Origin of the sequence: Haloimpatiens massiliensis, assembly GCF_900184255.1 — a bacterium.
GTDB lineage: Bacteria > Bacillota > Clostridia > Clostridiales > Clostridiaceae > Haloimpatiens > Haloimpatiens massiliensis.
On record NZ_LT854639.1, the window covers coordinates 456,995 to 474,528 of the forward strand.

General features: G+C 29.3%; 16 protein-coding genes and 1 pseudogene. 4 read left to right on the forward strand and 13 right to left on the reverse strand.

Annotated elements, in window-relative coordinates; all coding sequences use genetic code 11:
- Positions 1 to 12: 12 nt before the first annotated feature.
- The 5 genes from C1715_RS07395 to C1715_RS07415 are packed head-to-tail and all read right to left on the reverse strand — an operon-like array spanning position 13 to position 4,146.
- Positions 13 to 300 (reverse strand): DUF4312 family protein, encoded by a 288-nt coding sequence (locus C1715_RS07395; protein WP_102399871.1) that lies wholly within the window; start codon positions 298 to 300, stop codon positions 13 to 15.
- Between the two features lie 7 nt (positions 301 to 307).
- Entirely contained in the window at positions 308 to 673 is a 366-nt protein-coding gene (locus C1715_RS07400; RefSeq protein ID WP_102399872.1) for an SFCGS family glycine-rich protein, read from the reverse strand.
- A gap of 59 nt (positions 674 to 732) precedes the next feature.
- Positions 733 to 1,077 carry a PRD domain-containing protein gene (locus C1715_RS07405; RefSeq protein ID WP_180964025.1) on the reverse strand — a complete coding sequence of 115 codons (345 nt, stop codon included), beginning with the start codon at positions 1,075 to 1,077 and terminating at the stop codon, positions 733 to 735.
- Entirely contained in the window at positions 1,049 to 2,185 is a 1,137-nt protein-coding gene (locus tag C1715_RS07410; RefSeq protein ID WP_102399874.1) for an amidohydrolase family protein, read from the reverse strand. Before C1715_RS07410 ends, C1715_RS07405 begins: the two co-directional genes overlap by 29 nt.
- A gap of 14 nt (positions 2,186 to 2,199) precedes the next feature.
- Positions 2,200 to 4,146: a PRD domain-containing protein gene (locus tag C1715_RS07415; protein WP_102399875.1), complete on the reverse strand. Its 1,947-nt coding sequence runs from the start codon at positions 4,144 to 4,146 to the stop codon at positions 2,200 to 2,202.
- A 308-nt stretch (positions 4,147 to 4,454) separates the two neighbouring features.
- Between C1715_RS07415 and C1715_RS07420 the strand changes: the two genes are divergently transcribed.
- Positions 4,455 to 5,057: an ECF transporter S component gene (locus C1715_RS07420; RefSeq protein ID WP_102399876.1), complete on the forward strand. Its 603-nt coding sequence runs from the start codon at positions 4,455 to 4,457 to the stop codon at positions 5,055 to 5,057.
- A gap of 638 nt (positions 5,058 to 5,695) precedes the next feature.
- Here C1715_RS07420 and C1715_RS07425 read toward each other — a convergent pair.
- The 4 genes from C1715_RS07425 to C1715_RS07440 form a co-directional block, all read right to left on the reverse strand.
- Complete coding sequence (locus tag C1715_RS07425; protein WP_102399877.1) at positions 5,696 to 7,861, reverse strand: HAMP domain-containing sensor histidine kinase; 2,166 nt, start codon at positions 7,859 to 7,861, stop codon at positions 5,696 to 5,698.
- Positions 7,836 to 8,540 carry a response regulator transcription factor gene (locus tag C1715_RS07430; RefSeq protein WP_102399878.1) on the reverse strand — a complete coding sequence of 235 codons (705 nt, stop codon included), beginning with the start codon at positions 8,538 to 8,540 and terminating at the stop codon, positions 7,836 to 7,838. Before C1715_RS07430 ends, C1715_RS07425 begins: the two co-directional genes overlap by 26 nt.
- Positions 8,541 to 9,289: 749 nt before the next feature.
- Positions 9,290 to 10,144 carry an AraC family transcriptional regulator gene (locus C1715_RS07435; protein ID WP_102399879.1) on the reverse strand — a complete coding sequence of 285 codons (855 nt, stop codon included), beginning with the start codon at positions 10,142 to 10,144 and terminating at the stop codon, positions 9,290 to 9,292.
- A 205-nt stretch (positions 10,145 to 10,349) separates the two neighbouring features.
- Complete coding sequence (locus tag C1715_RS07440; RefSeq protein WP_102399880.1) at positions 10,350 to 11,108, reverse strand: APH(3') family aminoglycoside O-phosphotransferase; 759 nt, start codon at positions 11,106 to 11,108, stop codon at positions 10,350 to 10,352.
- 195 nt (positions 11,109 to 11,303) lie between these two features.
- On the opposite strand from C1715_RS07440, the gene C1715_RS07445 reads away from it, so the two are divergent.
- A complete protein-coding gene (locus C1715_RS07445) occupies positions 11,304 to 12,191 on the forward strand; it encodes an FRG domain-containing protein (protein ID WP_242971917.1) in 888 nt (295 codons plus the stop codon).
- 92 nt (positions 12,192 to 12,283) lie between these two features.
- Here the strand turns inward: C1715_RS07445 and C1715_RS07450 are convergent, their stop codons facing one another.
- The gene (locus C1715_RS07450) at positions 12,284 to 12,553 is read right to left on the reverse strand and encodes a BMC domain-containing protein (RefSeq protein ID WP_146005375.1); all 270 of its coding nucleotides are present in this window, start codon (positions 12,551 to 12,553) and stop codon (positions 12,284 to 12,286) included.
- A gap of 239 nt (positions 12,554 to 12,792) precedes the next feature.
- Between C1715_RS07450 and C1715_RS07455 the strand changes: the two are divergent.
- Positions 12,793 to 13,203: pseudogene (locus C1715_RS07455) on the forward strand (LAGLIDADG family homing endonuclease).
- A gap of 109 nt (positions 13,204 to 13,312) precedes the next feature.
- Here the strand turns inward: C1715_RS07455 and C1715_RS19355 are convergent.
- A complete protein-coding gene (locus tag C1715_RS19355; RefSeq protein ID WP_180964026.1) occupies positions 13,313 to 13,468 on the reverse strand; it encodes a hypothetical protein in 156 nt (51 codons plus the stop codon).
- Positions 13,469 to 13,760: 292 nt separating this feature from the next.
- On the opposite strand from C1715_RS19355, the gene C1715_RS07460 reads away from it, so the two are divergent.
- On the forward strand, positions 13,761 to 14,897 hold the full coding sequence (locus C1715_RS07460) for an ISAs1 family transposase (RefSeq protein WP_102399881.1): 1,137 nt from the start codon (positions 13,761 to 13,763) through the stop codon (positions 14,895 to 14,897).
- A gap of 59 nt (positions 14,898 to 14,956) precedes the next feature.
- On the opposite strand, the gene C1715_RS07465 is transcribed toward C1715_RS07460, so the two are convergent.
- On the reverse strand, positions 14,957 to 15,982 hold the full coding sequence (locus tag C1715_RS07465) for a hypothetical protein (RefSeq protein ID WP_102399882.1): 1,026 nt from the start codon (positions 15,980 to 15,982) through the stop codon (positions 14,957 to 14,959).
- Positions 15,983 to 16,798: 816 nt separating this feature from the next.
- Complete coding sequence (locus tag C1715_RS07470) at positions 16,799 to 17,326, reverse strand: histidine phosphatase family protein (RefSeq protein ID WP_035291962.1); 528 nt, start codon at positions 17,324 to 17,326, stop codon at positions 16,799 to 16,801.
- Between the last annotated feature and the right edge of the window lie 208 nt (positions 17,327 to 17,534).

Consider the following 17,534-nt stretch of genomic DNA (forward strand, 5'->3'; position numbering starts at 1 on the left):
AACTCCTCCTAATTAAAAATCTACATATTTTACATTTATTCTAATTGTTGCCTTAACTTTAACTTCTTCCTTTTCTCTTGGCATAAATATAAACATAAATCTTTCTTTTATTTTTTTTATTTCAACATCTTCTATAAAAACATCCACTGGTTCCATATGTATAACTATCCCATCTACATATTGGTATACTTTTTTTCTTAACATTGCAAATATCTTACCCATTGCATCTGCTTTACTCTTACCTTGCGCTTCTAAAGTTATATCAATTTGTTTCTCTAACATAACACTTTTCTTTGTCATAATTTTTCTACCCTTTATTTATTTCCATATATGCTTTTACTAATTTTTCTCCTAATTCTTCTACGTCCATAAATCCGAATCCTAGTACACTATTACCTTCTTTTAAAGCTGTTATCCCTGCTTCTACTGAGCGCAAATGATGTTTTGCTTTATAACCATATTTATTTGCTGCCATTAAAGCTCCTGCTCCACCAGAACCGCAAAAACTTATTCCTATATCCGCATTGTTTTCTTTCATAACATCACCAAGCTTCATATCTGCTGCCATTCCTTTTATAACTATAGCCTTTCCACCTCCTTTTTCTACTCCTGCTGCTACCTTTTCACCTTTTCCTAATCTGTGACCAATTACTACTACAACTTGTTTTTCCATTATAGACTCCTCCTAAAAATTATTAATTATTAAATTATAATTTTATTTTCTAATAAATTTTATTTTGCAACTTGTATATGTATTGCCACTAGGTATATTTCTGATAAATTTTGTTCTCTTCCATATCGAACAAATATGTCTGAAAAAAGCTCTGTAGCTATTTTTATGGACTCCTCAGATAATTCATTAAGCATGTCTTCTCCTAATTCATCAACAAATTCATTATTCTTAACTCTATCTACAAAGCTAATAACATGATTCCAAAAACTTATAGCAAAATTATCTTGAAAATTTATATTATATTTTACTAACACGCTATTAACATGTTCTATATCTTTCTCTATATCTTTTAATTTATTCTCATCTATCTTAAGATTATTTCTTATTAAATTTAAGTATTCCACTTCCATTGCCTCCTGTATGCACCACGTACTCTAGTTCAAGTTTTTCTAAAATTCTTTGTTCATTTCCTTCTGAATCTTTTGCTATTTCATCACATGATTTCATGTTAAATATTGTAAAATCCCCTTTATATCCTTCCTTTAATTCCCCTAATCCTTTAAGCTTAAAAAAGTCGGATACATCTGATGTAACCTTTTGTACACATTGTTCCAAGGTTAATCCAGCTGCAATTAACTTGCTCATTACATTTAAAATACTTCCTACTGGTTCAATCATATTAGTATGATACAAGTCAGTACTTATAAAATCCGGAATAAAATTATTTTTTAAGGCCTTCCCAAAAGTCCTTATATTAAAACTTGCACTGCCATGCCCTACATCAAACTTTACTCCTCTTTTTTTAGCTTCTATAACTTCATCCTTCAATGTACCCTCTTCTTTAAATAAACCATTCTTTTTACCATGATATGCATGGGTTACTATGTCATTTTTATCTAATAAATTTAAAACTTCACTAGCACTTGGAGGATAATTTCCCATATGCACTACCAATGGCAATTGAGCCTTTTTTGCTATTTCCTTTCCAATGGCTATTGGCTTCAATCCATTTTTTCCTACTACTGATGCACTAGCTCTCACTTTAATAGCCTTTATATTGTGCCTATTTTCATTTACAACTTTTAATACTTCTTCTTCATCTATATTTTCCAGATTAGATAGTTCATCTAATGTATCCAATCCATTTTTTGATATATTTAAACAGGTAAATACTCTTGTTTTTACTTTATCTATAACATTTTCTTTAAAATCCATATAATTTAAAGGTCCAGAAGTTCCAGCATCAAATATTGTGGTAGCTCCCCTTTCTATACCCAGTACATCCGCTTCAGTACCTATAGGGGATTTTCCTTTATAACAGTGAGTATGTATATCAATAAAACCTGGGGCTACTATTTCTCCATTAAGCTTTATTTTCTCCACATTATTTTCTTCTAATTCTTCTCCAATTTCCTTTATTACACAATTTTCAATTAATATATCTAATTTATCAAATAAATATCCATTTTTAGGACTTAATAAACGCCCTCCTTTTATAAGTAGCCTATCCATTTTAACTCCCCTTTCTAATTTAAATATCTTAATATAGATACAACTTCTGTTTTAGATATTTTCAAATTATATTTTTCATATATATTTTTAAATGTTTCTTCTATCATTTTAAACAAAGTTTTATATTGTTTTTCATAATGTTTCAATTGTTTTTCTTCTGTGAACTCTCCTCTTTGCCATCTTGGAATTGCCATTATTAAATGAATTAGTATACCATAGACCCTTCTAAACTCCTCTGTATTTAAGCCATTTGGAAAAATCCTTTGAAATAGTTCTCCAAATTCCACTAATATCAATCCCATAAATTCTGAAAATTGAAAAAAGTTTTCTTGCTTAATGTCCAATTTTTTGTTTGATATAAATCCCCCAATATTTTTTATTTCTTTATAAAATTCACTAACATGCTTTTTAGGTATGTACTTCAACATTACGTTTGTAAGCACTTCATCTATATATTCTTCCTCTTTATTCACTTCTCCCATATACTCACTTTCAAGGTAAAGAAAATCTCTGATTTTTGAAAGCTCATACATAGTTATTATTGGACTAACTATTATTGCTGGTTTATGTAAATTATCAATTTTTATAGTACTTATTACTAAATCTACATCTCCTAGCAAGTCCTTATCTTTTTCAATATTTATTACAGAAACTATATCTTTTATGTTAATTTCCGGAATATTATTTTTTATTCTTGTAGCCAGCAACTTTGATGTCCCTCTAGAAGTATTACAAACTACTACTACGTTCTTTTTTACATATGTTTTACTCTTCTCTAAAGATTTCACAAAATACATTGTAATAAATCCTATCTCATCTTCACTTAATTCAAATAAATATTCCTCTTTAAATATTTGTGCGGTTTTTCTTGCAATCTCAAATACATCTCCATATTTTGCTTTAATTTGCTCTAGTATTGGATTTTTACTTATTATGTTTAAATCATATCTCTTTATTGTGAGCCTTAAATGATTTATTATCTCTGAATTTAATGTTTCTAACTCATTTTCTTTTATATTCAAATGCTCATATACATATTGAACTATTTTTTCAACTACTATATTTAACTTTTCCTCATCTACTCCTTCTTTTTCAATGTTTATTAAAAACATATTTTCAGAAAGGAGTACGTGTGAAAAATACGCTATTTCTTCTTCCACATATGGTATGTTAAAAAGCTTCTGTATTTTCTTATATATATTTATAGTCTGCCAATAAATTTTAGTGGTTTTATACCTTGTCACTTCTTCTTCATATTTTCCTACATTTTTAAAAAGTCTAATTCTTTTTATGAACGCTAACACTATAAGTTTTAATTTAAGTTCTTCTAATGTGTTAATTCTTATATTAAATTCATCTTTTATATACCCTATTACTTCATCTGCTTTTTTACATTCACTCTTGTTAAAAATATTAAAAGATGCTTTAAATATTTCCTCTCCATACACTTTTATTATTAATGGAATTAACACCTCTCTTATGTATAATCTTATAGCCCCCTCTTCTCCTGATAATTTAAACCCATGATGTGGCTTCCCCTCTATGGAAATAGAATGATCTAAAAGTTCTTCATTTATCTCCTTTATAGTACTAAGCACTGTACTCCTAGATACAAAAATCAAATCTGCTAACTGTTCAGACGTAATTATTTCATCGGAATAAACTAATTTACTAACTATTATTATTTTCCTATTATCTGGAGATAGTATAATATTATCACCTAAATTCATTTCACTTAATGCCTCTAAAGCTTTTTCCTTTTTCAAAATTTTAATGCCTACTCTAGGTACTTTTTCAATTATTGCACCATTTTCATTTACCCAATATTCTATATCTTCTAAATCATATCTTATGGTTCTTAAAGATACATCAAATTCTTCTGATAGTGTCTTAGCTGTTATACTTTTCTTAGAAAGCAACAATCTTTGAACAATCAATTTTTGTCTTTGGGTTAAGATCATTAAAATCACTTCCTTAGCTATATATTAATCTACTCTTTGCACTATTAAAATATTAATTATCTTCACCACCAATAGTGCAATTTTATACTATTGTTAATATTTTATCACTGTTTTTGCATGATTTAAAAGTGCAATTTTTACATCATTGTGCAGAGTTTAACTTTTTTCAAAAGTCATTGTATCCATACAATTGTCAAAATATTTTTTCAGAATTATAATAGTTCTAGTACTGTAACAGGCCTAACACTATAACATGTCGTAGGCCTAGTATTTTCATGTAAAAATATAGCTATAAGTGAGGGGATTATATGAAAAATAAAAATTCAAAAATGATAAGATTGTGTCAAACTGCATTATTCGCAGCGTTATGTTTTGTATCATTTACTTTTCTTCAAATTAAAATTCCGGTACCTGGAGGAGATGCAACTTCATTACATATAGGCAATGCCTTTTGTGTATTAGCTTCCCTACTTCTTGGTGGATGGTATGGTGGACTAGCTGGGGCTATAGGAATGACCATAGCAGATTTACTAGATCCTGTATACATTTTAGTAGCACCAAAAACATTTATATTAAAATTATGTATTGGTTTAATAACAGGATTAGTTGCTCATAATTATGCCAAAATAAACAATAGTAATGACAAAGGTTACATATTTAAATGGAGTATAATTGCTTCAATTTGCGGACTAGCTTTTAATGTAATTTTCGATCCTGTGGTAGGCTATTTTTACAAACAATATATTTTAGGACAGCCTCAAAAAGCTGCATCAGTCTTAGCAAAATTAAGTGCATTTACTACATTCTTCAATGCAGTTGTGTCTGTAATATTAGTAGCTTTAATTTACAATGCTATATTGCCAATTTTAAAAAAATCAGGTTTTTTAATGCCAGTAGGAAAAGATAAATAGTAACTAAGATCTATTAGCCACAAACTGCCTGTTCAATTATATAACTTTCCAAGTTATATATTAAGAAATATATAGTATGATTAAACCACAAAAAGGTATAATGTGATAGAATTATGCAATTTCTCCTCCATGACTTGCATAAGAGCTCGGAACAATAAATTTAATTTAAGAAATTCTAATCTTTTAGCCATATAAAATTATCTAACGCTCACATTCAGCGTCCTGCCTCAGGTTCGCTAGCCTGGCGTCCTTGCCAGGCTTACGATAATTTTATCTGTCTAAAAGAAGAATTTCTAAAATTAAATTTAAATAGTTCCTTCGCTTCTTATGCAACTCATTCCAGAGAAATTTCATAATTCAAGCAATGTAATACTTATTGTGATTTAATCATAGTATGATTAAACCACAAAAGATACAATGCGGTGGAATTATGAAACTTTATAAAGAATTTATCAGTATAAATAGACAAAACCATCTACATATCTGCGGATGGTTTTGCTTATAATTATTCATAACATATAATAGTGGGGCTGTGGCACTAAAAATAAATACTACAATATATTGTGTTAAGTTTAAACTTCCAAAACAGTATATTGTATGTAAAATTCTTAATGCGACAGCTCCTTACAATCATAAATTTAATTCTTTTTAAATTCAATTATAACCTTAAATAAATCTCCATCTACCTGTATTTCTAAATACCCTCCTTGAATTTCCACAAAACTTTTCGCTATAGCAAGACCTAAGCCAGAGCCCTCTGTGTTACGTGATTTATCTCCTCTTACGAATCTCTCAAGGATTTCATCTGGATTAAACCTTATCTCGTCTGCGGCCATGTTCTTTAGGACTATTTTAACCTTGTCTTCATCTGGAATAATATCAATATATACTCTTGAACCGTGCATTGCATATTTTGATATATTATTTAAAAGATTTTCAAATACTCTATACATTCTTTGGCTATCTAGTGGAAGTATTACTTTTCCATCTGGGTAGTTTGTTCTTACTTTTAGTAATGACTTTGATAATTTATCGTCTACCTCTATAAGGGTTTGTTTCATTAATGCTACAACGTCAACATCAACAATATTTAGATTTATGTTTCCACTATTAGCTTTACTTACTTCAAATAAATCCTCAATTAAATCCTTTAATCTTTGTGATTTTATATCTAATATATTTAGATATTCCTTGCGTTTATCACCAGAAAGAGTTTCATCCTTTAACAAATCCACATATGTGATAATAGCTGTTAATGGGGTTTTTAAGTCATGGGATACATTTGATATTAATTCTGTTTTTATTCTTTGGCTTTTAACCTCCTCTTGAACAGCATTTTTTAATCCCTTTTGTATACTCTGTATTTCTTCTTTTAGGTCATTAAATATACCTAAATCTTCCTCAACGGATACATCTAAATTTCCTGAAGCTATTTCCTCTATAGCATCATGAAGTCTGCTGTATTTACTACTTATGTTGTTATAGCTTTTTCTAATTAATTTATACAATACAATTGAGTAAATAATAGCCACAGGGATACCAAAAAACCATATTGAACTAATAACTAGCAGAATAATAAAGTTAATAAACAATAATTTTATAAGCTTTTTTGTGTTTTTATCTTTTAAATCTATATCTTTTAAACTTTTAACTGTATTTTTACCTCTCCTTAAAATAACTCTTATGACTTTAACTATTATAGAATTATTTTTAAAGTATTCCTTTATTCCTGTTTTAAAAATATACTTTATATATGTTACTATTAAAAACACTACTGTCAATAAAACTACCCAGTGAACTATATTTATTAGGTTGTTAAGTGCTTCAATTGAGCCTTTACTTAATTCTATTTGTAGATTCTGAAGAATTTTAATTAAACTATTTTTTATAGTTTCATTTATAAGTAAAAGTGAATTCTCATATATAAACACTATTACTATGCTAAAAATTAAGGTCATTATCTCTATAGGCACCCTTGAAATGGTTTTAAAACCTACTACCTCCTTGGAAATATTATAAGGAACTATGAGTGCAAATATTACTATTAATAAAACGACTATATTGATATATATGAAACTTACTTGGCGATAAGCTGAATTTTCATTCATAACCTTTAGATTGTATATATTATCAAAATACTTTAATTCCTTAGGTACTGCATAGATATATGTCATATTTTTAATTGGTTTAACTTCTAAATTCTCTGGCACATAAGTTTTTCGTTTACTAAAAGCTTGATTAACTGAAACCCTGTCAGCACCATAAATCTTACTTATTTTCATTTCACCAACTTCATTGTAGTCAATAACTAAATAAAATAAGTACTTATTATTAAACTCTTGAATAATTTTTGCATCAAGATTTTCACTTAATAAATTTATTATTTTATCTTCATTTCTTCCCTCTGATAACTTTGATTGCTTTTCAAAAGCATAATACTGCATATTTTTATTATAGTCTAAATTGCTTCTATAATCGTATATATCATTATCAAAATTATTTTTACGCTCTTTTACTTCCTCCTCTGTATTCTGCTCAGTATTTACAGTGCTACTTAGAAGAACTTCTGAAGGTTTAAGGTTTTTATTTTCCTTTTTATTTAAAATATCATAGTATATTGTATAGTTGCTATTCCTTATATCAAATAGCCTATCATTAAATGAAAAACTTTCATGCTTGTTGTCTGCTGCTTTTTTTATACTAGGATACAATGCATATATTCCTAATGATGATAAAACTAATATACATAAAAGTATTGCATTTATAATAAATTTACTTTTATTGTTTTTCAATTTTGTATCCAACTCCCCACACCACCTTTAAATATCTTGGATTTTTAGGATTTATCTCTATTTTTTCTCTAATATTTCGTACATGAACCATTATTGTATCGGTATTTACTGCTTGTTCGTTCCACACCCTTTCATATATTTCATCCGCTGAAAATACCCTTCCTGGATTTTTCATAAGCAAAGTTAAAATTTTAAATTCTATAGGTGTGGTTTTAATCAATTTTCCATCAACACTAACTTCCTTTGTATCCTCATTTAGTTCTATACCACCAATTGTAAATACATTTTCCTTTTGGTTATTTTTGTTTATTATGCTTAAGAATTTACTATATCTTCTTAGCTGAGAGTTTACCCTTGCTAATAGTTCCATAGGCTGAAAAGGCTTGGTAACATAATCGTCTGCACCAATATTCAGTCCCATTATTTTATCCATATCTTCAGATTTTGCCGATAGCATTATAAGTGGGAAATCATACTTTTCCCTTAACTTCATTGTAAATTCGATGCCATCCATTTTAGGCATCATAATATCAACTATAGCTAAATGAATTTCTTCCTTTTCTAATATTTCTAATCCCTGAACTCCATTTTCTCCAATAAAAACTTTATACCCCTGATTTACCAAATAAGTCCTTATTCCCATAGCTATATCTTTTTCATCTTCTAAAACTAAAATATTATACATATTCATTTTCCTTACCTCTTTCTGTGTTAAGGCACATTCAAATAAATAATAAGTCAGTATGCTAGTCTATTTTGCGTCATACTGCGTCAGCAGAACCCGCCTATAGTACTAACAAAGACAGAACCTGTTTTCCTTGCCTGACACAAAATAGACTAACATCTTTGAATTGTTATTTCTTTTCATGTACCTAATGTCATAAATATATAATATCATAGCTTTTATATAATTCTGCATTCATATTACTGCATTCCCCCCTTATTTATTCTACAAACCTATTCTATATCTATTTTTTTAAGATATAGTTGTGGTAATTCTAAAGATTTTCTAAAGAAATGTCTTATACTCTAAATTGTTTATTATATACTGCAAAATAAAAGCTGCACTTTTCATAATAATCTTTCCTCCGTTAACTTAATTTATCATTAAATCTTTGATATATATCATATTCACTTAATGGGTCAAGAGCTGCTGTAGGTTCATCAAGAATTACTAATGCTGCATGCTTATAAAGAATTTATAAGCATAAAATAGATAAACCCATCACGCTTTTGTGATGGGTTTTTTATTGGTGGAGGCGAAGCATATCATTTCAAATGTGCTATCAATTAAGGATTTATAAACAGAGCTCTAACCTTCAGATGGAGTTTTTACTCCATCTGAAGGTTAGAGCTCGTTATCCAGGGACTTACCTGCCGTAACACTCCCACTTTGTTAGAAGTGGGAGTGTTACGGCAGGTAAGTCTCTGGATAAATATTTACTTGTTAATTGGTATCCACACTTCGCATCTATAATCTTCTGATTTAGTATCGCCACTATAGTAAACTTCAAGCTCCGGTGCACAAGCATGTTGATATCCAGATGAAGGTAGCCACTCTGTAAATATTCTTTTTGTTAAAGTTTGAATAGATTCAGGCAGTGGTCCTATTGACTCAAATATAGCCCATGTGGCATCAGGGATAGTAGCTTTTATATACCCCTTTGGTACATCTTCCATTGCATCCTCTACAGCAATCATATAATTAAACTCATTTTTAATCATATCAAAATCTTTACATACACCTAAAACGCCCATTTTTCCTGCTTTTGACCCCAAGAATTCTAAGCTTCCATCCTTCATTAATTCATCCCAAAACATAGGAACAACCTTAAAATTTTCTCCTCCATTCATATTAACTTTTTTTTGCTTACCTATTACTTTAAACCCTTTTTTCTTTTCAATTTTATAATCCATACTCTTCTCTCCTTTAATTGAAATATGAAAGGATAGCTTAGGATAAGAAATTAGCTTTACTCCTTGTTTTTTTACCTTAGACGGATTTATTCCATGCATTTTCTTAAATGCCTTTGAAAATGACTCCAAGGATTCATATCCATATTTAAAAGCTACGTCAGTTACCCGTGCCCCCATAAATAGGTCCTGTGCAGCTAAAGACAACCTCCTTCTTCTTATATATTCACTTATTGTAACACCTGTTATCATGTAATACATCCTTTGAAAGTGAAATTCTGAGGACAAAGCTATTTTTGCAATTTCCTTTATATCTATTTTTTCCGTAATATTGTCCTCAATATAATCTATTGCTTTATTCATAGAGTTTAACCAATCCATATCCCCCCTCCTTTCATATCTAATGTTAATACATTAAAGAAGTAAATACCTGTCTTCCTATGCTATGTGCTGACAGAACATAAAAATAATTATACTTGTTTCATTTTGCACCCCTATGTATTTCCCTTTATAGGTATATGTCTTTCCTCTGTACACGTATGCGTTTTCTTTTGTATCTATCAATAGTTTCCAAGTATGTTCATAATCAGAACAATTCATCAAGTAATATATAATATCTTACTAAATTCATATCTGGCTTAAATTTAAGATTTTTCAAAAATTTATCTGTATATTCTGTTGGAAAGTCTAAAAGTTCACACAAGCACAATGCAATGTCTTGATGTCTATCAGCAATACCACCACGTCCCATATCTATATATCCTGTTATGGTTTTTCCATCAGTGAATAAATTATTAAAGCAATAATCACCATGGCTAAATACCAATGTCTCTTTTGGTTTGTTTTCCACCAAATACTCATATGCTTCATCTGTATTTTTAATGCCCTCAGTGTATTTATTTTGATCCACTTCTAGATGAAGACCATTATCTATACGCTCTTTTGCCTTTTTTAATTTATAATCAATTGTGCTGTCAAATTTACATTCAGATATATCTAGCTTCTGCAATTGATTTATTCCATCTGCTGCAAGCTTAATTAATAAATTAGGGTTGTCTCTATATAAATTATTTTCTAGCATAATACCTTCTGCTTTTTCAATCAACATATATGAAGTACCATTTTCAATAACCCTGCAAATGACCTTTGGAACTGGAAGTTTCCCCTGAAGCCACTTATAAATACCATATTCTCTCTCTGGCTCATCAGATACTTTTTCTATCTTTAAATATAGTTCTTTGTTTTCTCCAATACATTTAACTACTTTTGCTTTTGACATTCCTTCGTGGTCATTATGAAACTCCATACCCTTAATAAAATTTTGAATTTTTTCTGGTAAATACATGTTATTCAACCTTTCTTAATGTTTTTAGCATATAAATTTAAACTATCCAAATATTATTTTATTCATCTATTATATACCTTATTTCATGATTGTGCCAAAATAATATCCTTTCCATGAAACTTCAGTCTAAACTTATTGAACCCAGTAGCAATATAGACATGTAGTACATATTCTGATACTAGAGGAGGTGCAAAAGTGAGTAATCTAAAAAATTCTATAGAAATTGAATCTAAAAAATGCTCCAATGAAATTAATATAGATGCCCCTGTTGTTCAATGTATAGGCCGTGCCAACTCCGTGCAGGACTATTTGAGAATAATAGACACAACATTCAGAGATATTTGTCCAAGCAATAGAAACTGTGAATTATGGTACCGTGGTCAACCTCAGGCGTCATTTAATCTTATACCAAGAATTGCAAGATCACCTTTAAACCCAAAGGATGAGATATTGTTTCTATCGAAATTTAAATCTCTTGCAATACCTGATGTCCAGTTCTTACCATCATTCCCTATTCCCAACGGACCTGCGGCTTACTGGCACTGGCTGTTCCAGATGCAACACTATGGCGTACCCACCAGGCTAATGGATTGGTCCCGTGATGCATTTGTAGGCTTGTTTTTTGCCATTACCCAAGCGGCTGCTGATGTAGGAAACGATGCTGCAGTATGGGTACTCAACCCCGTAATATTGAATGAAGCTTTTTCATTCCACAGCTTCGTAAATCCTGGATATATCCCTAATGTGGATGAACCAGTGGTAGACCTTTACTTTGGTCCTAATGCACAAATACTCGGCACTACAAAACCTGCTGCCGTAATTGGCCCTATGAACAACCCTAGGATAGTAGCCCAAAGGGGAACTTTCACAGTATTCCCTCGTATTGAGGATGTTACGCCTTTGAACCTGTTCACTGACGCTTCTAATTATTTGTTAAAGATTTGCATTGCTGCAGAAAGCATCGATTCCATCAAGCGCCAATTAACACGTTATGGTATAACAAGATTTGCCTTGTTTCCAGACCTCTGCAATATAGCAGAGGAGATTAGTCTCCAGCTAATACAAGAAGGACAGATACCTTAAGCTTAATTAGAATAAAATTTTTATTTTAGTAGTTTAAAGGCTACCCCTAAGTATTAACACTTAGGGATAGCCTTTCCTTATTTTCAATATAGCTATAAACAATTTATACCTAAAAAATTCTTTGTATCTCTTGGAAGCTCAACACTTACTACTTTCGCATTAGTAGCTTTTACTGCTTCATCAGCAGCCATAATTTGAGAGCCTGCTCCAGTCCTGTTGCTTATAATGCCTATGGCTCTATGGCTTTTGTCTAATCTCATTTTATCTCGCAAAACGCTATCTATATTTGTTATAACAAGCCCTACTATATTTCCATACTTTACCGTTCCTACAAATTCAGTTATTGGTGCTGGTTTATTCATTACTTATCTTTCCCCTTTTGAGATTAATTTTTTATCTGTTGATTTTATAATTTTACTAATTTAATTCTTTGGAGTCAAATTTTCTTCGTTTCTTAAGTCTTTTACTTCAAAATATATATTATAATACTATAGTTCCCTTCAAACATCTTGGAAGGTTTTATCTTATTTTACTGCAATTAATTATATTTTTATGTATATTTGCAAATACTAATATAAAATCAGTAAGGGTGATGATATGTATGACTTCTAAAGAAAAAGCCTACATAGGTGGAATTATAGATAGTAAAGGCAGTATTATGCTTTTAAAGTTTAATAATAATGAATTTCCGTCTCCTTGCATAAGCATAAGTTCAACCTCAATTGAATTATTAAAATGGATAAAAGATGTAACAAAAATGGGTTCAATAAAAAATAAGAAAAATAATAACTCAGAAAAACATGCTAATTCCTTTATTTATACAATCAAGCATAATGATGCAATAAATCTTTTACTAGAAATTTAACCCTATTTAATAGTTAAATGTAAAAAGAAAAAAGCTAAACTAATATTAGGGAAATACAAAGCAGTTACTCCTCGAAATGGAAGATATTCTAATGAAATGCTTAAAGTAAAAAAACAATTTTATGAAGATTTTATAAGTATAAAATAGGAAAAACCATCACGTTTTTGTGATGGTTTTTTATTATTTAAGGCAAATCACACTCTTCAAAATCTACTAATTTAGTAAATACTTAAATTGGTAACCTTTATAGTCCACATCATTTATCAGACCAAATAAAGCCGCAACAAGTTTTATATTTTCCACTAATAGCTCTTTCAATAGCTTGAAATGTAACATCGTAAAAAGCTGCTGCTTCCCTTAAACTATTCCATTCTTTAATAAAATTCCCGTTTATATCATACTGCCTTATCACTCGATTTTTTTTAATTTCAATTTCGCCAACATATCTCCATATAAAATTACAACAAGTTTTTCTTTCTCCCGTGCAAACCCTACGAATTGCCTTGGGTGTCGTGTTATATTGTTCTGCTGCTAAATTAACTGAATCCCAAGTATTAATTAAATTTACTTCTAAATCATATTGCTCTACCTTTTCAGGGCAAACGCATATGATTTTTTTGGCGCTAGCCCTTTTATTTTGCTGAAATAATGCTTATAATTTAAATTGTACAAAGATAGAAAGGAAGATTATTATTAAACCAAACATGTTTGATATTGAAAGTATAATATTTGATGCATTTAATGAAGTCGAAGACCCACGAGGCGATAACAAGAGACATAAATTTATAGATATAATCGGTATAGCACTATGTGCTGTAACCAGTGGAATGGAATCTTATAATGAAATTGAAGAATTTGGAGAGTCAAGTGAAGAGTGGCTAAAGCAATATTTTGAGTTACCTAATGGAATTCCTTCACATGATACATTCAATAGGGTATTTTCCCAAATAAATCCTAAACAATTTCAAAAATGTTTTAATGAATTAATGAAGAATTTAGCTGAATTAGTAAATGGAGAAGTAGTATCTATAGATGGTAAAACAGTGAGAGGATCATCTTGTAATAGTTCAAATCAAAAATCAATTCATATGGTTAGTGCTTGGGCAAATCAGAATCAGGTAGTTTTAGGGCAAATCAAAACAGATGATAAATCAAATGAAATCACAGCAATTCCTAAATTAATTGAACTATTAGAATTAAAAGATACTATTGTTACAATTGATGCTATGGGAACTCAAAAGAAAATAGCAGAAGTTATTATAGAAAAAGAGGCTGACTATGTGTTGGCATTAAAAGAAAATCAGAAAACTCTTCATGACAATGTTGAATTATTTTTTGACTCTATATTGAGAGATAAAAGTACAGATATAAAAGTACAAACCCATACTACTCATGATAAAGATCATGGGAGAATTGAAACACGAAAATACTTTTTAGTTAATGAAATTTCATGGCTAGATAATAAAGAAGACTGGAGAAACATTCAATCTATAGGTATGGTTGAAAGAAAACGAATTGTAGGAGATAAAGAAACTTTTGAGCGAAGCTACTATATAACAAGTTTAGAGTCTATAGAGTTATTCTCAAATGCAGTTAGGCAACATTGGGGTATAGAAAATAAGCTCCATTGGGTTTTAGACGTATCTTTTAATGAAGATAAATGTAGAGCTAGAAAAGATAATTCAGCTGAAAATTTGGCTGTCTTACGACATTTAGCCTTAAATCTACTTAGGCAAGAAAAAACTTTAAAGAAAAGTTTAAATATAAAAAAAGTTAAATGTGCATTAGATAAAAAATATCTAGAAAAAGTTATTTTCGACCCTCTACGAGGTAAAGAATAAAGAATATTAAAATGCCACTAAGGAAAATCTATGAGTAGTTTTTTCAATATTCACTTTATTTATAGCAGCTCATTTATTTTACATATTTTATAAAAACGCATCTTTATATTGAAAGAAATACAATATAAAGATGCGTTTGCCCTGTCTACCTTTTTAATTTGTCTTGACTTTTTATTAATAGTTTTTTTATTACATCCTAATCTAGCTTTTATATCTATTTCATCTGCCAAAAACTCATTATATTTATCTAAATATAGCCATATAAAATTTTTATGTGATTTATGATTTTCTTTTTCACAACATTTTTTAATCGAACCTATATCAAACTCTTCTTTTAAATCTTTTAAAGCATATGTTCCTATATAATTTGCATCTTTATCTAATTTAACTATTTTTCTCCCCAACTTTTCTTGTCTTTTACATTCTTTACTATCTATACATCTTTTAAATTTCTCCCATTTTTCTCTTTTTCTTTTCATATAAATAGTAGCATTATCATATAAAGAATCTACTACATCTCTGTATTTTCTACCTGTAAAGCTTATCTGACAAATATTTGGTGAATGTTTATTTATTAAAACATTTTTTTCTGAATTAAAGAATTTTTTTATTCCATAAAGCATATCGTATGTTCCAATAAATTTTATCTCACAAATGAGCATTGGACTTTTCCTATTTTTTCTTAATTTCATATAAGTTGATATGCATCCATCACCGTCCATATATCCTCTAATAAAATGTTTAATTAACTGTTTGGGAACTATATTTTCATTTGCAAATTTTAATACTAATGATTTTCTTGGTATACAACCTAATTTTATTAAATCATTTGCCATTTTAGTGCTACTAATATTAATAGAAACATATCCTTTGTTACTTACATATAATGGCCTATTAGACTTTACATCTTTCAATAGTTGCTCTAATATATATTTATCATCTGGATGTAGTTGTATTATAATAATTTTATTATTTTCACTTTTTTCACTTACACAACCATCTGCATATAAAAGTCCTAACCAATATGCCTTTCTTTCGTTATCTATTTTTTCAAAATATGAATCATCTTGAATATATCTTGACATACTATCACCTAATAATATTTTTGTTATTATCTTTTGTACAATCATATAAATTATTCATGTATATTAATTTGAAACAGTTCTTTATTACGTTTTGTATCCACTAATAAAGCTATATATTATTAAGCAAAGGTATTTTTTAACGCTTGAATTTTTCTGAAAATATAAATAAGTTTAGAGGAAATACCGTATAAGATACACAAATAATATACTTGTAAATATATAAGCCAACAAAAAGTTACATATTTAAAAGATATAAAATCATAAAAAATTTAAGAAGATTTATTAACTGAAAAGGAATATAAGAAAGATTTTATATGGGAATATTACCCAATTTATATTATTTTATTTAAATTACATCCTAAAATATAAAATGCTTTTAAGCATTTATTAGGTTTAAAAAGCATTAAAAAAAACCACGTCAAAGCTGTCGTGGTTTTCATGGTGGAGGCGAGGAGAATCGAACTCCTGTCCGAAAGCTTCCACTTGCCTTAACTTTTCTAGTTATATCAATGCTTGTAGCAGTTATTCATCAAAAGTCCCATTCGGAGTATCCGATTTGCTGTTAATTTTCATTTTATCATAACGTAGACTTGGAGTAAACCAATAGGTCTAAATGCGTAGAAATATCTTATAAAAATGTAAGTATAGTAAGCCGAATATAACACCCAGTAAACATTCCGTATTGAGAGGTGTATAATCAACCCCATTTTCTTCTAGCCATTGACGGATAGACTTTTCACCTATTTTCTGCAATTATACTTTGATGCATCTTATAAGAAAATTGTTCATCAAGTTTATTATTTTTTTATTGCTTATTTATCTGCTATATTCAATAATTTCACCATATGCAACTTTCTCTTGATACTCAATTGTTTTTATAACCATTTCATGACAAACTACAATCACTCTGTTATACTTCAAATACTTTTCCAATACCCCATTTATTCTTTTCTTCATATTTTCCTTAGTTTCCCACACTTTGACCTCACCCTTAGGATGTATTCCATTATGTAAATCAAAATCTCTACTCAAGGAAAAACATTCTTCTGAGGTTCTATGTTGAAAGTTTATTATATCAGGTATCCATTCATGTAAGTCAACATCAACTTCTATATCTATTCCTAATTCCTTGGATAAAATTGATGCACTTTGAAGTGCTCTTGTATAAGGTGATGAAACAATAACTTCACAATTTTTAAGTCGATTGTCTTTTGATGTTTCTTTTAATTGCTGTATTCCAATTTCAGTTAATGGTGCTAAATCCAACCCATGTCCAATAAAATTTCTATCATTAACAGGTTGATATGTTGGTTCTCCATGCCTAATTAAATAAAATACTGTCATAATTCTCCCCCTTTAATACGCACTTTTTTACAAAGTCGAATCAATATATTGATTAAATTATACCATATAATTACAATAGTTCAAATTGAAATAGGATGTCCCATTTACAGTGCATTAACTTGTTATATATAGTAGGAAGAAGTTTTTTTATAAAGGTTAGAAGCTGAGAGTTTCCTATAAAACTCCAAGGTAATCGTAGATGCCGATG

Coding starts and splice junctions, on each gene's coding strand:
- C1715_RS07400 (WP_102399872.1), bottom strand. CDS start 673: ATGGAAAAACAAGTTGTAGTAGTAATTGGTCACAGATTAGGAAAAGGT.
- C1715_RS07410 (WP_102399874.1), bottom strand. CDS start 2,185: ATGGATAGGCTACTTATAAAAGGAGGGCGTTTATTAAGTCCTAAAAAT.
- C1715_RS07450 (WP_146005375.1), bottom strand. CDS start 12,553: ATGAATAAACCAGCACCAATAACTGAATTTGTAGGAACGGTAAAGTAT.
- C1715_RS07460 (WP_102399881.1), top strand. CDS start 13,761: ATGTTTGATATTGAAAGTATAATATTTGATGCATTTAATGAAGTCGAA.
- C1715_RS07420 (WP_102399876.1), top strand. CDS start 4,455: ATGAAAAATAAAAATTCAAAAATGATAAGATTGTGTCAAACTGCATTA.
- C1715_RS07470 (WP_035291962.1), bottom strand. CDS start 17,326: ATGACAGTATTTTATTTAATTAGGCATGGAGAACCAACATATCAACCT.
- C1715_RS07430 (WP_102399878.1), bottom strand. CDS start 8,540: ATGAATATGTATAATATTTTAGTTTTAGAAGATGAAAAAGATATAGCT.
- C1715_RS07440 (WP_102399880.1), bottom strand. CDS start 11,108: ATGTATTTACCAGAAAAAATTCAAAATTTTATTAAGGGTATGGAGTTT.
- C1715_RS07395 (WP_102399871.1), bottom strand. CDS start 300: ATGACAAAGAAAAGTGTTATGTTAGAGAAACAAATTGATATAACTTTA.
- C1715_RS07415 (WP_102399875.1), bottom strand. CDS start 4,146: ATGATCTTAACCCAAAGACAAAAATTGATTGTTCAAAGATTGTTGCTT.
- C1715_RS07465 (WP_102399882.1), bottom strand. CDS start 15,982: ATGTCAAGATATATTCAAGATGATTCATATTTTGAAAAAATAGATAAC.
- C1715_RS07435 (WP_102399879.1), bottom strand. CDS start 10,144: ATGGATTGGTTAAACTCTATGAATAAAGCAATAGATTATATTGAGGAC.